The sequence below is a fragment of the Salinicola aestuarinus genome (assembly GCF_003206645.1).
In the GTDB taxonomy this organism is placed as follows: domain Bacteria; phylum Pseudomonadota; class Gammaproteobacteria; order Pseudomonadales; family Halomonadaceae; genus Salinicola; species Salinicola aestuarinus.
Window position 1 is genome coordinate 353,493 of record NZ_PZJP01000017.1, and the last position, 14,725, is coordinate 368,217.

The 14,725-nt window shown below is 65.3% G+C and carries 15 protein-coding genes; 5 read left to right on the plus strand and 10 right to left on the minus strand.

Annotation, left to right across the window (positions count from 1 at the left end):
• Positions 1–39: 39 nt before the first annotated feature.
• From DOM41_RS16945 to arfB, 3 genes are all read left to right on the plus strand, one after another.
• Positions 40–870 carry a sulfurtransferase gene (locus DOM41_RS16945; RefSeq protein ID WP_110688011.1) on the plus strand — a complete coding sequence of 277 codons (831 nt, stop codon included), beginning with the start codon at positions 40–42 and terminating at the stop codon, positions 868–870.
• Between the two features lie 138 nt (positions 871–1,008).
• A complete protein-coding gene (gene asd, locus DOM41_RS16950; RefSeq protein WP_110688012.1) occupies positions 1,009–1,854 on the plus strand; it encodes an archaetidylserine decarboxylase in 846 nt (281 codons plus the stop codon).
• 42 nt (positions 1,855–1,896) lie between these two features.
• The gene (gene arfB / locus DOM41_RS16955; RefSeq protein WP_110688013.1) at positions 1,897–2,313 is read left to right on the plus strand and encodes an alternative ribosome rescue aminoacyl-tRNA hydrolase ArfB; all 417 of its coding nucleotides are present in this window, start codon (positions 1,897–1,899) and stop codon (positions 2,311–2,313) included.
• A gap of 73 nt (positions 2,314–2,386) precedes the next feature.
• On the opposite strand, the gene epmA is transcribed toward arfB, so the two are convergent.
• From epmA to efp, 3 genes are all read right to left on the minus strand, one after another.
• Positions 2,387–3,376 carry an EF-P lysine aminoacylase EpmA gene (gene epmA / locus DOM41_RS16960; protein WP_425353275.1) on the minus strand — a complete coding sequence of 330 codons (990 nt, stop codon included), beginning with the start codon at positions 3,374–3,376 and terminating at the stop codon, positions 2,387–2,389.
• On the minus strand, positions 3,373–4,143 hold the full coding sequence (locus DOM41_RS16965) for an SDR family oxidoreductase (protein ID WP_110688015.1): 771 nt from the start codon (positions 4,141–4,143) through the stop codon (positions 3,373–3,375). Before DOM41_RS16965 ends, epmA begins: the two co-directional genes overlap by 4 nt.
• A 117-nt stretch (positions 4,144–4,260) precedes the next feature.
• A complete protein-coding gene (gene efp, locus DOM41_RS16970; RefSeq protein ID WP_110688016.1) occupies positions 4,261–4,827 on the minus strand; it encodes an elongation factor P in 567 nt (188 codons plus the stop codon).
• 97 nt (positions 4,828–4,924) lie between these two features.
• Here efp and epmB point away from each other — a divergent pair, with 97 nt between their 5' ends.
• Positions 4,925–5,965 (plus strand): EF-P beta-lysylation protein EpmB, encoded by a 1,041-nt coding sequence (epmB, locus tag DOM41_RS16975; RefSeq protein ID WP_110688017.1) that lies wholly within the window; start codon positions 4,925–4,927, stop codon positions 5,963–5,965.
• 37 nt (positions 5,966–6,002) lie between these two features.
• Here epmB and DOM41_RS16980 read toward each other — a convergent pair whose 3' ends face one another.
• A complete protein-coding gene (locus tag DOM41_RS16980; protein ID WP_110688018.1) occupies positions 6,003–7,400 on the minus strand; it encodes an ATP-binding protein in 1,398 nt (465 codons plus the stop codon).
• The gene (locus DOM41_RS16985) at positions 7,397–8,059 is read right to left on the minus strand and encodes a response regulator transcription factor (RefSeq protein ID WP_110688019.1); all 663 of its coding nucleotides are present in this window, start codon (positions 8,057–8,059) and stop codon (positions 7,397–7,399) included. The genes DOM41_RS16980 and DOM41_RS16985 overlap by 4 nt, the downstream gene beginning before the upstream one ends.
• A 414-nt stretch (positions 8,060–8,473) precedes the next feature.
• Here DOM41_RS16985 and DOM41_RS16990 point away from each other — a divergent pair, with 414 nt between their 5' ends.
• Complete coding sequence (locus DOM41_RS16990) at positions 8,474–9,214, plus strand: glycosyltransferase (protein WP_110688020.1); 741 nt, start codon at positions 8,474–8,476, stop codon at positions 9,212–9,214.
• A gap of 17 nt (positions 9,215–9,231) precedes the next feature.
• Here DOM41_RS16990 and DOM41_RS16995 read toward each other — a convergent pair whose 3' ends face one another.
• From DOM41_RS16995 to DOM41_RS17015, 5 genes are all read right to left on the minus strand, one after another.
• Positions 9,232–9,705 (minus strand): DUF3465 domain-containing protein, encoded by a 474-nt coding sequence (locus DOM41_RS16995; RefSeq protein WP_245391894.1) that lies wholly within the window; start codon positions 9,703–9,705, stop codon positions 9,232–9,234.
• A gap of 324 nt (positions 9,706–10,029) precedes the next feature.
• Positions 10,030–10,362: a protealysin inhibitor emfourin gene (locus tag DOM41_RS17000; RefSeq protein WP_157956968.1), complete on the minus strand. Its 333-nt coding sequence runs from the start codon at positions 10,360–10,362 to the stop codon at positions 10,030–10,032.
• Complete coding sequence (locus tag DOM41_RS17005) at positions 10,359–11,408, minus strand: M4 family metallopeptidase (protein ID WP_110688023.1); 1,050 nt, start codon at positions 11,406–11,408, stop codon at positions 10,359–10,361. Before DOM41_RS17005 ends, DOM41_RS17000 begins: the two co-directional genes overlap by 4 nt.
• Positions 11,409–11,462: 54 nt before the next feature.
• Positions 11,463–12,383, minus strand: a complete 921-nt coding sequence (locus DOM41_RS17010) for an alpha/beta hydrolase (protein ID WP_157956969.1) — start codon at positions 12,381–12,383, stop codon at positions 11,463–11,465.
• Between the two features lie 103 nt (positions 12,384–12,486).
• Positions 12,487–14,667 (minus strand): TonB-dependent siderophore receptor, encoded by a 2,181-nt coding sequence (locus tag DOM41_RS17015; RefSeq protein WP_110688025.1) that lies wholly within the window; start codon positions 14,665–14,667, stop codon positions 12,487–12,489.
• Positions 14,668–14,725 lie beyond the last annotated feature (58 nt).

Below are 14,725 nucleotides of genomic sequence, written 5' to 3' on the forward strand. Positions count from 1 at the left end.
TGACCGCGCGCCCCTTTTCCCACGGCAACGGGAGGCCCCATGAGCTCCGAGCAGCCCCGACTACCCTTGATACTCGACCCGACGACGCTGGCCGAGCACCTCGGTGCCGATGATCTATTGATCATCGATGTGCCGCTCAAGGCCGAAAGCTACCGGGAAGGCCACGTGCCCGGGGCGGTCTTCCTCGATCACCGCCGCCTGCTCGCGGGTAGCGGTGAGGTGCCCAATGACGTGCCCACGGAAGAAGCACTCAGCGCCCTCTTTTCCGAACTGGGGCTGTCGGCGGAAACCCACGTCGTCGCCTACGACGATGAAGGCGGCGGCTGGGCCGGCCGCCTGCTGTGGACCCTGGAGCTGATCGGCCACCAGCGCTACTCCTATCTCAACGGCGGTATTCACGCCTGGCGCGCCGACGGCCATCGCATCGCCACCGATGAGACGCATCCCACGCCCGGCAGCTACGACGCGGCCTACCTCAACCCGGAAGTACAGATCCGCCGAGAGGAGCTGCTGGAACGTCTGAACGAGCGCGAACTCGCCATCTGGGATGCCCGCTCGCCGGCGGAGTACCGCGGCGAGAAGGGCAATAACCGCAAGCTCGGCCATCTGCCCGGGGCGGTGAATTTCGACTGGCTCGATGTCATGGACCACGAGCGTGACCTGCGCCTGCGCGACTATGCCGAGCTGATCCACGATCTCGAGATTCGCGGATTGACCCCGGACAAGGAGATTGTCACTCACTGCCAGAGCCACCACCGCAGCGGACTGACCTGGCTTGCCGCCAGGGCGCTCGGCTACGACAACGTACGCGCCTACCCGGGGTCATGGCAGGAGTGGGGCAATCGCGACGACACACCGGTCGAGCGGTGAGCCGCTCGCCGCGCCCAGGCTGACACGACGTCTATTGCGCGGACGCCGGCGTCGCTCTACCGTGTCCGCCCTCTTGATGTCGCCCCGCACGTCCCGGCCTTCAAGCCTGCCCCATCAACCGCCGAGGTCATCACTACCGTGGATCGTCAGGAACTCTTCGCCAACATTCAGTATCCGCTGCCGCACCACGCCATCTCGCGGCTGGTAGGCCAGGTCGCCGAGAGCCGCCAGCCCTGGGTCAAGGACACCTTCATCCGGCGTTTCATCGACACCTACGGCGTCGACATGAGCGAGGCCCAGCAGCCGGACCCGGCAGCCTATGCCTGCTTCAACGACTTCTTCACACGCGCCCTCAAACCCGGGGCACGTCCGCTCGGCAGCGGACTGCTCTCGCCTGCCGACGGTACGCTGTCGCGCTTCGGGCGCATCGAGGGCGACACGCTGATTCAGGCGAAGGGCCAGTACTACTCGCTGGAGACACTGCTCGGCGGCGATTACGAGCGCGCCACGCCGTTCCGCAACGGCAGTTTCGCCACGGTCTATCTCTCGCCCAAGGACTACCATCGCGTCCACATGCCGATGACCGGCACGCTCCGAGAGATGGTCTACGTGCCCGGACGCCTCTTCTCGGTCAATCAGGCGACAGCGAGTCACGTACCGGGCCTGTTCGCCCGCAACGAGCGACTCGTCTGTCTCTTCGATACCGAGCACGGGCCGCTGGCGATGGTGCTGGTCGGCGCGATGATAGTGGCCGCCATCGAGACGGTCTGGGCCGGCCAGATCACACCCTTGAGCGGTCAGGTCCAGACGACCCGCTTCGACGAGCCGGTCGTGATCGAAAAGGGCCAGGAAATGGGGCGTTTCAAGCTCGGCTCCACCGTGGTGATGTGCCTGGGTCGCGACACCGCCTTCTCGGATTTCGACCCCAGCGGCACCCCGGTTCGCATGGGTCAATCGCTGGGCAGGCTGCCCGGTGCGGCCTGACATCGCGTCAGGTTCCCCTCTTATCTTCTGCAAGGCACTGATATGACGCTCGAGATCTCCCGCAACGTCGCCATTCCTGACAATGAGATAGAGCTGCAGGCCGTGCGCGCCCAGGGCGCCGGTGGCCAGAACGTCAACAAGGTCTCCTCGGCCATTCACCTGCGCTTCGATATCCGCGCCTCGAGCCTGCATCCGGGCTTCAAGGAGAAGTTGCTCGCACTGAAAGACCGGCGCATCACCCGCGACGGCGTCGTCGTGATCAAGTCCCAGGAACATCGCACTCAGGAGCTCAACCGCGAGGCGGCGCTGGTCAGACTGAAGGAGCTGATCAAGCCGATACTCTACGGTGACAAGCCGCGGCGCGAGACCAAGCCCTCCCGCAACGCCAAGCGTAAACGCGCCGACCAGAAGACCAAGCACGGTCAGAAAAAACGCCTGCGCGGCAAGATCGACGGCTGAGCGGTCCGCGCCATCACTCCGCTGCAGCACCCGAGCGCTGCTGGCCGGATCGATCAGCGCTGTGCCGTGGGCTTCAGCAGCGCGGCGTCGAGAAGGCCATGACCTCGGCGACCGTATCCTTGCCGAGCGCCAGCTGGATCAACCGGTCCACGCCGAGCGCCACACCGCTGCCCGCCGGCATTCCGGCCTCCAGGGCAGCAACGAGCCGCGAGTCGACATCGACCATCGGCTTGCCCATTGCCTCGCGCTGGCGGTTGTCCGCCGCGAATCGCGCGGCCTGCTCGTCGGCATCCACCAGCTCGTCGTAGCCGTTGGCGAGCTCCAGTCCCTGTAGATAGATCTCGAAGCGCGCCGCCACCTCGACCCCGTCTTCAGGGTCGATTCGTCGCCGAGCGAGCGCGGCCTGCGCAGCCGGATAGTCGACGATCGCCTCGACACCGTGGCGCCCGAGCTCGGGCTCGATGACCAGGCTCATCAGCAGATCCAGACACGTCTCACGATCGGCATCCTGCATGGGCAGCTCGCCGTGGCGCTCTGCCCGTTGCCGAAGCGTCTCGAGGGGCGTGGTAAAGGGGTCGACCGCGAGACGCTCGCGAAACAGATCGCGGTAGCGACGGCGTGTCAGCGGGCCGGGATCGCGCTCGAGCACATCGCGGATCAGCGCATCGCACTCGTCGATCAGGGCATCCAGCGCCAGCCCCGGGCGGTACCACTCGAGCATGGTGAACTCGAGGTTGTGACGCGCGCCCACTTCGCCATCACGAAAGCTGCGCGCAAGCTGAAAGATCGACCCGATCCCCGCCGCCAGCAGCCGTTTCATGGCGAACTCCGGGGAGGTCTGCAGCCAGAGCCGCTCGCGGCCCGCCGACGTCGTCGCGAGCAACGACAGCGAGTCGAGATGGGCATCGGTGGAGCCACCGTGCCCGAGGGTGGGCGTTTCCACCTCGAGCACGTCCCTGGCGGCGAAAAAGGCGCGAATCACCGCGATGCGTCGGGCGCGCCCTCGCAGCGTCTCGACGGTGGCGCTCGGGCCCCAGTCGTCGAAGGTGTCCATCCGGGTCATGAGTGATAAACCTGGCTGCGGCCGCCATCGATCAGGATATCGGTGGCGTTGATGAAACGGGCTTCATCGCTTGAGAGAAAGAGCACGGTATTGGCGACCTCCTCGGGCTCGCCCAAGCGCTGACAGGGCAGCAGTTCCAACTGCTCGCGCCGCGCCTCTTCGCTCAGGCCGTCCAGCCAGGCCTGAGCCGGCGGGGTGCGGATCAATCCCGGCGAGACCGAGTTGACCCGGAGCCCGCGCGCCGCATATTCGATCCCCAGCGAACGGGTCAGTCCGATCAAGCCGTGCTTGGCGACCGGATAGGGAAAGGCCCCGGGAATGATCTTGTGGCCGTGAACCGAGGCGACGTTGACCACATTGCCGTACTCTCGCTCCAGCATGCCGGGCAGCACGGCGCGGATGCAGTGCCAGGCACCCTCGAGATTGATCGCCAGACAGCGACGCCAGAGCGCGTCATCGGTGGCGAGCGGATCGGCAAAGACGTTGACGCCGGCGGCATTGATTAGAATATCGATGCCGTCGAGCGCGGCGAGAACATCGGTAACGCCGCGTTCGACCTCCCCCGGTTCGGCGACATCGGCCGCGATGCCGATGACCGTCGTACCGGGCGCCGGCTCGAGCCTTGCAACCGCACGCGAGAGGGCGTCGCGATTGAGGTCCAGCAGGGCCACGCTGGCCCCCTCAGTGAGGAATCGCTCGGCCGTGGCCAACCCGATGCCACTGGCTCCGCCGGTGATCAGCGCGCGGCGCCCGCTCAGTCTGCCCATGCTCAGCTCCTTGTCGCATCACCCCGGCGCGGCACCGTTCTCCAGGCCGTGACGACAAAGGCCACGCAATTGCGTGGCCAGTGACTCCGCCTCGGCGGCAACGGATGTCTCGCGACGTCAGGCGCGGGAAACGTATTCGCCGTTACGCGTGTCGATCTTCAGGATTTCACCCTGATTGATGAACAGCGGTACGCGCACCACGGCACCCGAAGAGAGCGTGGCGGGCTTGGAGCCGCCCTGGGCGGTGTCACCCTTGAGGCCGGGATCGGTCTCGGTCACCTCGAGTTCGAGGAAGTTCGGCGGCGTAACGGCAATGGCATTGTCGTTCCAGAGCGTCACGGTGTAGACCGCCTGCTCTTTCAGCCACTTCTCGACGTCGGCGATCGCCTTCTTGTCGACCGCGTACTGCTCGAAGGAGCCGTCGGTCTTCATGAAGTGCCACATGTCGCCGTCGGTGTAGACGTACTCCATGTCGAGCTCGAGCACGTCGGCGCCCTCGAGGGACTCGCCAGACTTGAAGGTCCGTTCCCAGACGCGGCCGGTGATCAGGTTACGCAGCTTGACCCGGTTGAACGCCTGGCCCTTGCCCGGTTTGACGTATTCGTTCTCGAGAATGTTGCAAGGGTCACCGTCCAGCATGACCTTCAGGCCGCCCTTGAATTCGTTGGTAGAATGGTTCGCCATGTTTCCTCACTAATGAACGCTCGCGATCCTGTCGCGACGAAAACTTTCGCAAAAGGCGTCACGCCGATGGCGTGCGCTCAGACTCCGAGTGGTCCGCATGATAACCCGAACCCCGATCGCCGTGCATGACGCAGACGTGCATGACGTAGACGCGGCGCCCGTCGCGGCCTCGTGGCAGCGTCAGCTGAGTGCGGCGATCACCGACCCGCTGGAACTCTGCCGCCGGCTCGACCTCGACCCCGGCTGGCTGCCCGGCGCCGAAGCCGGCCACGCGCTGTTCGCCACCCGGGTCCCCGAAGCTTACCTGGCGCGGATCCGGCCGCGGGACCCCGGCGACCCGTTGCTGCGACAGGTATTACCGGTGGCCTCGGAAACCGAAACGGCCACCGGCTTCGTCGACGACCCGCTGGCCGAGCGCGATCACACCCCGAAGCCCGGTCTGATTCACAAGTACGCCGGCCGCGTCCTGCTGATCGCAAGCCCCGCCTGCGCGATCAACTGCCGCTACTGTTTCCGCCGGCACTTCCCTTACGACGACAACGCGCCGTCGATGCGTGAGTGGGAGACCACGCTGGACTATCTGCGCGGTGACGACTCGATCCGGGAAGTGATTCTCTCCGGCGGCGATCCCCTCGCCTCGTCCGATCGTCGCCTCGCCGCGCTGGTCGAACGGCTATCGGAGATCCCACACCTCAAGCGCCTGCGCATTCACACGCGGCTGCCGGTGGTCATCCCGGCGCGGGTCGACGACGCACTGCTCGGCTGGCTCGGCGAGACTCGGCTGCAACGGGTCATGGTACTCCACATCAATCACGCCCAGGAGATCGACGACGCCGTGATCGGCGCCTGTCAGCGCCTGCGCGACGCCGGCGTCACGCTGCTCAACCAGAGCGTGCTACTGCGGGGGGTCAACGACGACGTCGCGACCCTAGAGGCGCTCTCCGAACAGCTCTTCGACGCCGGCGTGCTGCCCTACTACCTCCACGTGCTCGATCCGGTACGCGGCGCATCACACTTCGATGTCGGCGATGATGAAGCGCGGGACCTGGTGGCGGCGCTGCGGGCGCGGGCGCCGGGATTTCTGGTACCGCGGCTGGTGCGCGAGATCCCAGGCGAGCCCAACAAGACCCCGCTATAGCGTCCGGGCTCGGCACCCGGCACGCTGGGGCACCCGCTCAGGCGAGCGGTAAATAGACGTGGACGCTCAGGCCCGAGGGCGCCTCGAGAGAGGTTGGCGCCAGCGAGATCTCGCCGTCCAACCGTTCGACCAGCGCCTTGACGATGGCAAGCCCCAGGCCTGAACCGCTGGTCCCCTGACCGGCGAGCCGTACGAATCGATCGAAAACGCGCGCCTGATCGTCGTCGGCAATGCCGGGCCCGCTGTCGGCAACTTCGATGTGCAGCCGCTGCCCCTGGCGCGCCATCGCCAGTCTCACCTCGCCGCCAGCCGGCGTGTAGCGCACTGCGTTATCCAGCAGATTTCGCAGCAGCACGTAGAGCGCGTTTTCGTAGCTGTGGATGCGCAGCCCTGGCGGCAACGCCTGCTCGAAGTGAAGCGCTCGCTGGAGCACGAGCGGCTGCATTTCACGCGCCAGCTCCTGGCCGAGTCGATTGAGATCGACGTTCTGGCGCGTCACGGTCTGCCCACTCTCGAGGCGCGACAGCGTCAACAGCTGCTCCACCACCCGTGTCATGCGGTCGACACCGTTGATAATCGCCCTGACAGCACGGTGGGAGCTGTCGGTCGCGGTCTCCTCCATCAGATTCTGGGCGTGGACCTTGATGCCCGCCAGCGGCGTTCTCAGCTCATGGGCCGCATCCGCCGTGAAACGTCGCTCCTTGTCCAGGGTCTGCGCCAGACGCGCGAATAGCCCGTTGAGCGCAGTGACCATGCCGCGAATCTCCTCCGGTGCGCGGCTGGCATCAATCGGCTCCAGGAAGGTCGGCTGCCGCTCGGTGATCTGACGGCTGATGCGCAGCTGCGAGGAGAACCCGCGGGCGATGATGAACGGAATCAGCACGGCGATGAGCAGCACCCCGACAACCGGCGGGATGAGATCCCGAATGGCAATCTGCCAAGTGAGCTCATCGCGCACGTCGTCGCGCTGGGCGGCGCTGACCCACACCTTGCGATCCTTGTCGAAGAGCGTGAAGACCCGCCAGTCATGCTCGCCATCGCTAAGATGGGTGTAGCCTTGCTCGGCGGTGAGCGAATCCAGCACGCCGGGCAGCTGCATCCCCAGCAGCGCCCGGCCCTGAGCATCCCATATCTGAAACGCCAGCTTCTTCTCGTAGGGGTGGCCGACCCGGGTCGGCGCGTCGGTCAGGCTGTCAGGGATGATGGTCGGCGCTAGCTGCAAACTCGGCCCGCGTTTCGACAGCGCCCGGTCGGCTTCCCCGCGGTACTCGAAATAGAGCGCAACCACGGTACGAGCGGTCTGCGCCAGTTCGGCATCGAACAGCTCGTCAATCTGATCGCGGGTGTCGTGATAGCTCCACAGGGCCGCGATCGCGGTGATCGAGGTGACCGAGAGCAGCAGGACACGGCGCAGATAGCGGCGAATAGAGATCAATCGGTGGCACCCAGGCGATACCCCACATTGCGCACCGTGGCCACCACACCGCTGCCGAACTTGCGACGCAGATGGTGGACGTGCACCTCAACGACGTTGCTCTCCACCTCGGCACTCCAGCCATAGAGGACTTCAACCAGCTGATCGCGACTGAAAACCTGACCCGGGTGCGTCATCAGATAGGCCAGCAGATCATGCTCGCGTCGGCCGAGCGCCACCACCTCCTGGTCGAAGCGAATCTCGTGTGCGGCGGGGTCGAGCGTGAGTCGCCCGCAGCTCACCACCGGCGAGGACCTGCCGGCGCTGCGGCGGACCAGCGCCCGCAGCCGGGCGAGCAGTTCGCCGTTGTCGAACGGCTTGACCAGATAGTCGTCCGCGCCCTCGTCGAGTCCACGAATGCGATGGTTGATGTCGTCTCGCGCGGTGAGGATGAGCACCGGGACGTGGCACTGCGCGTCACGGAGCTGCTTGAGCACCTCCAGCCCATCGATGTCCGGCAACCCCAGGTCGAGTATCAGCGCGTCGAAGGTGGACTTCCCCACCGCCTCGACCACGCCCTTCCCCTCGCTCAGCCATTCGGGCGTCATCTGCTCGCGGCGCAGTACGTGGACAATGCCCTCGCCGAGCAGCGGGTCGTCTTCCACCAGCATTACCCTCATGGTCGCTCCTCTTGTCGATACGCCGTCATCGGTGACGTTAAAGCCCAGGCGGAATTTCTCAAGAACGCGCTCCTTGTCTGCGAGCTCGGGATCGAGAAAGCGGCGTTCGGACGTGGGCCGCCTTTCTCGAAAAACGCGGCGGCGGTACTTCACCCGCGCTGCCGTGCCGATCCGACGCCCACCGGCCGAGACGTCACGCTGACATGCCAGCGTCATCGATGAGACGCAGAATGAACATGTCGGCGCGCGGTACTGTCGTAACCGTCAGCGAGACGTCGCTGCCGTGGCGCGCTCGCCGTTACCCTCGCAGTCGCTTCGGAAAGCCGCTAAGTCGCGGTTAAGGAAACGCTGCCATAGTGACACGTGGAAGCGCCGTAAGAAGCCCCTACCGTGCGGAAATCAAAGGATTTCATCATGCTGGCACTACCTTCGCTATCGATTCTGATCACCGTGACCGATGCGACCCACCGCGTTCAGAGCGTCGTCGAAGAGGCGTCACGCGCCCTTCGTCACGCCCGGAGCCTGGAGTTCATCGTCGTGGATGATGCCACCGCCTCGCTCACCGCCGAGAGCCTAGCGCGGCTGGCCGAGTCGGATTCTCGCGTTCGCGTGCTGCGCCAAAGCCTGCCGATCGGCGAGGATGCGGCCCTCCTGCGCGCGGGTGAAGTCGCTGCCAATGAGTGGGTGGCGACGCTGGACGCCAGCGGGCGTGACGATCCGCATGACCTGCCCGAGATGCTGTGCCAGGCGCGGCATCATGGACTGACGCTGGTTCACGGCAAGGCGATGGCACCCATCGGCTATCGTGACCGAGCGACGCACTGGGTCGCCTCACTGGGTCGGTCCGGCAGCAGCCATCATCACGGCATGGACCTAGTGCGCCGAGACGCACTCGCCCTGATGCCCGACATGACCGGTCTCAAGCGCTACCTCCCGCTGCTGGTGGCTCGCCGTGGCTGGCTCATGGAATGCCATGCCGCCAATCCGCGGCCCGGCATCCAAAGACCGGCACGTGCCCTCTACCGACTGCCCCTCGAAGCGCTGATCACCGCGCGAGATGCCCTGGGCATGGCCTGGTTTTCCCGCCGGCTCCGGCCACTCACGCCCCAGCCCGCGGCCGCGCGCCACCCCAAGCGACGCGCCTACGCCCGCTGAGCCCAGCCGCTACCCCATCAGCGGTAGCGCCTGCCTCGCCATTCGAGCCAGCCGCCCGGCTGGCGCCCATCGGGATCTCGGTGGGTCCAGTGCAGAATGCCGCCTTTGGCATTCCAGACATACGCCCCGCGCACCCGCAAAGCGTCGCCTGCCTCGATGCCTTCGAGCCGGGGTGCGATATCGATATTGTGCGCGACCAGCAGCGTCTGCCCCGATGCGAGGCGCAGGATCATGCGTTGATGGCGGCTGCCACGCCGGTCGTCCGCAAGCACGGCAACGATCTCCCCTTGTGCCTCGACCCAGAAGTCACTGCGCTGACTCTCGTAAGCCTTTCGTAGCGTCTCTTCCGCCGAGACCTGGGGTGTTCGGTCATCCGGAAGCAGTCCGCCGAGCGCAAAGATCAGCACCGACACCAGACCGGCCAGACCCAGCGCGGCGGCCAGCGTGCTCAACCGGGAATGCATGCAACCCTTGCGGCGCCTGGCTTTCATGACCGCCCTCCGCTGATGTTTCCCTGAAGTATTGGGGCAACGGCGGGCACTCTCCAGCGTGAGCCTCTCGCGAAAAGCCAGACACCGAGGCAGACCTCGTGTCTAGCCCGCTGACGGCATCCATGCCCTCAGCGGAAAAGGTCAGCCGTCAAACAAAAACCATCGAACAAAAAAAAGCCGAACCCAAAGATGGGCCCGGCCTACGCTGTGTGCCCGTCCTGGGCTACCTATTGAGAGTCACTTCTGACGTGAGAGTTCCACCAACGTCGAAAAAAACGCGCAAAGATTGAGAAAACCGCATCGAAACTCAAGCGCACGCCGGCGTCATTCGTCGAGCGCTTCCACCCCGCGCTTCCACAGGCCGACGATGACGGTCGGTGTCGTGGCCTCGTCGAGCTCGCACTGCCAGCTGGTGCCCCGATCGGGTAGCTCCAGGGTCAACCGGAACCGCCGTCGATCGGCGCCACTCGACGCCTCGGCATGGCGACGCTCGATCTCGTCGAGCAGCGCCTGAAGACGCTGCCACTGTCCCTCGCTCAGCTCGGCGCAGACGATACGCCGAGGCCGCTCGAGTCCGGGCATGGCGGCAAAACCGCCCTCTCGCACCAGTGCCAGCACGGCCTGCATCTCCAGGCGCGGCGACTCATGACCACTCACGTGAGCACGCCAACGCCAATCCATGCCTGACGCACCGCCTCGACTTCCCGCCCTGACTCCCCATAACGACGCGCCGCGCAGAGAAGTGTCAGCTCGGCAAAGGCGACGAAGTCCGCCTCCCGTGTTAGCCGGGGATCAGTCAGAGCGTCATACCAGATCGGCCCGGCGACCTCCCAGGCCGCACCGCCGAGCGTCACGGCAGCGAGATAAAAGGCGCGATTGGGGATGCCGGAATTGATGTGAACGCCGCCATTGTCCGACGAGGTGCTCACGAACTGATCCATGTGTCCCGGTTGGGGGTCGCGGCCCAGCACCGGGTCGTCGTAGGCCGTCCCGGGATTGGCCATGGAGCGTAACGCACGACCGTTGACACGATCGGTGAGCAGGCTCGCACCGATCAGCCAATCCGACTCGTCAACGCGCTGCTCGAGGTGATACTGCTTGACCAGAATGCCGAAGACATCGGCAAGGGATTCGTTCAGTGCGCCGGACTGATCGGCATAGATGAGGCCCGCCTCACGCTCGATGACACCGTGGGTCAGCTCGTGGGCCACGACATCGAGCGAGGCGGTAAATCGGTTGAACAGCTCCCCGTCACCGTCGCCGAATACCATCTGGGCGCCATTCCAGAACGCATTGTCGTAACCGTCCCCGTAGTGCACCGTACCGAGCAACGCCATCCCGTCGTCGTCGATCGAGTGACGCTCGAAGCGTTCCCAGAAGAACCGGTAGGTCGCGCCCAGCCAGTGGTAAGCCTCGTCGATGGCGGCGTCGCCACTTTCGGACTTGCCTTCACGGCGCACGAGCTCTCCGGGCAGTGTCTGCTCATTGCCGGCGCTGTAGATGTATCGCGCCGGCGCGCCGCGACGCGCGCTGTCGGCCGGTCGCGCCGCGGGCGCCACGGCACTGCGGGCACGAAATTCGGCGTCCACCCGAAGCGTCGCCTGAGCACAGCGCTTCAACCGAACGCTGCCGTGGGTCGCCACCCGTTCCAGCACGTGAGGGGGCATGAAGCCCGATGCCGGATGAGATCGCGGTGAGATCATGAATGCCTCCTGGGTCGCTGCGTACAATCCCAGTGTGGTCCAAACCCGCCAATGTCACCGCCCGGTCACTGTACCTTTTTGTTGCTCGTCGCCGTCCTGACGGAGGTCGGTATCCTGAGGCCCTGCCGGAGTCTGCCGCCCGCGTCGGCGGGGCGAATCTCGCTCCTCGGGAGGATCGAGAAACGCCCAGACCGCCTGCATGGCCGGCCACATCACGCTGCCGTGATCCGCTTGCGCGAAGGTACGGTGTTCGATCTGCCAGCCCGGACGGTGCTCGTCGAGCCAGTCCGCGAAGCAGACGACGTTGTCGCACATCCGCGGCGTGTCGTCGTCACCCGCGACCTCGGCAAACGCAGGACGCCGGGCGCGCTCGAGACCGCCGACCCCGAGCAGTACGCGAACGTTCGTGGCGTCACCGCCGGCAGGCGCCGCCAGGCGATAGAGCTCACCATCGCCCCACCAGAGCGAAGGGCTGATGGCGATGATGTCACTGAAGCGAGCAGGCTCGGTCAGTGCCGCGTAGAGGGCGAAAAGACCGCCGTAGGAGTGGCCGAGCAGCGCCCGGCGCCGGTCATCGACGTCGTACCGATGCTCGATTTCCGGTATGAGACGTCGAGTGAGAAAGTCGAGAAAGGCACGCGCCCCGCCGATGGGTCGACCGCGGGCGTCCGTTGTCGCCCCGCCGGGCAGCGCCGGCGTGTAGTCCTCGCTTCGCGCGTCACCGTCGAAGCGCCGGGTCTGCGGATAGCCCACGCCGACGATCAGCCACGGCGCCGTGCCGTCGAACGGTCCGCGCAGCGTCAAGGCGTCACGCCCGGTCACCGCCAGCGGAAAGCGCGCATTGCCATCCAGCACATAGAGGACCGGATAACCGCCCGGGGGGGGCGGCGCATCCGGCACCGAGACCTGAACCAGATAGTCACGCGCGCCACTCGCCGCGGGCATCGTCCATTCGGCGGTGTCGGGTAGGGTCACGGCGTGCGTCTCCTTTCGCGAGTCGGCGGCATCGACGCCGCAAAATGAAACGGCCGCCCCTAGCAGGCAGCCGAGTCCCAGCGTGCGTAACAGACGACGTGGGTTAGAAGTCATAGCGTAGAGAAGCGACCGCGTTGGCCGGCGCACCGGCCATATTGAAGGTGTTCACCCCGCCCACGCGGTTGTAATAGTCGCGGTCGAACACGTTATTGACATTGATCTGACCGCTCAAGTGCGCAGAGAAGTCGTAGCCGATCATTGCATCCACCACGGCGTAGCCGGGTGCCTGGACACCACTGGAGGAGTCGAAGTCGCTGAGCGCGGTGACTCCGCCGCCGAGATGAAAGCCGTCGAGCGCGCCGGCGAAGGCATACTGCGTCCAGAGGTTGAGTGTATTCTTGGGCATCAGCAGGAATATACCGTCGTCCCGGGATGTCGACGCCTGCTGCACTTCGGTATCGAGGTAAGTGTAGCCGGCGATAACGTCCCACTGATCGGTGATGCTGCCCGTCACTTCCAGTTCCGCCCCTTGGATTCGCATCTTGCCCACGGCAACCTGATAGCTTGCGCCGGTATCACTCGGGGTTGCCGCACGGTTTTCGTCGTACAGGCGGAATCCGCTGAGTCGGGCATTGAGATCGCCACCGAAGTAACTTCCTTTCACCCCCACTTCGTACTGGTCGCCCTCGCGAGCGTCGAGCAGGTCTCCGTTTTCGTCATACTCGGTCTGCGGCTTGAACACCTGCGAGTAACTGGCGTAGAGCGAGTGATGCGTATCGAGATCGAGCACGAGCCCAGCATAGGGGGTGAACTCATCATCGCTTCTCGACTGATGATCCGCCGCCACACGATCTTCGAGGCCAACGTTGAAATGGCTGAAACGTCCGCCGGTGATCAGCGCAAGCGACGCGACCGGGCGGAATGTCAGCTTGGAGTAGAGCCCGGTCTCCTCGAGTCGCGTGCGGGTATCGCTGAAACCGCGGCCGGTGGCACGGGCCGCACCCAGAATGTCGACGTAGGCCAGGTCGTTGAGCTCGTCGAGCGTCACCCGTCTCCTCGCGAGGTCGCGAGAGCGCCCCGACGCCACGTCGGTGTCGTAACGCTTGTAGTCCGTTCCCACCACGAACTCACTGACATTGCCCCAGGCGGCGAAGGGCTGACTGTAGCTTGCATCCAGGGCGAGCGACGTCTGGTCGACGCGACTCGCCGTGCCCGCCACGGCCAGCGTCTCGCTGTCGTCGAGCGCGCTGCCACCGAATGCATAGTTGTAGCTGGCATTTCGATTGGAGTAGCGCGCCGCCAGCCGGCCATAGCCGCCGCCGTCAAAGCGATGGTTCAGCTCGGCGATCCAGTCATTCGACTGGCTCTGAAAGTCGTTCCAGTCCGCGCCGTAGAAGGCCGTACGCCGGCTATAGAGCAGGTCACCGTTGGCGTCCACTGGCTGCCCGTTGTTGACCACGATGTCCTTGGTATTGCGCAGGAAGCCCAGCCCCAGCGTGGTGGCGTCGTCGAGATCGATATCCAGCGCCGCGTAAAAGTCGTTCTGCTCATTGTCGTTGCGATCGACCCGTTCGGCGTGCTCGGTGTTGTCGATGACCAGGCGACCGCGTACTCGCCCCTGAGCGTCGATCGGACCGGACAGATCGGTCAGGACGCGCTGCTGCCCCTGGGTGCCGACGCTTGCCTGGGCATGGCCCTGAAAGTCGTAGGTCGGGCGCTTTCGCACCAGATTGACGATACCGCCCATTTCGCTGGTGCTGTTGAACAGTCCCGATGGCCCGCGCATGATCTCGACCCGATCGAACGCCGCCAGCGACGGCACCGAGCCATTGATGCTGGTCATCGGCGCCGGCAGGCCATCGATGTTCGCCTCGTCGTATTCGTAACCGCGGGCATAGATCGACGATCGACCGTTGTCATTGCTGAGCACTCGCATGCCGGGCGTGCGGCGTCCCAGCTCGTCGAGTGTGAGCAGGTTCCGGTCCTCGATCGCCTCGCGGGTGACCACGCTGATCGACTGGGGAATGTCACGCAGCGACGCCGGCGTCTTGGTGCCAACCGTGGCCGCCTCTACCGAGTACCCCCCCGTGGTCTCGGACGGCAGCATCTCGTAAAGCCGATTGCCGGTGACGGTCAGCGTCTCGAGTGACGCGTCATCGCCTGGCGCCGACTCCTGCGCCTGAGCGGCCACCCAGGGTGCGGCCAGACCGATGGCCAGTGGCAGGGAATAACGAAGCAGCGCCGACGGCACTCGATGGCGAAAGCGGCAATGTGTAAAGGTCATGACGTCCCCTTGGCGGCGCGGCTCTCAGGCCGGCATTCTTAATGCGAATGAGTTGCAC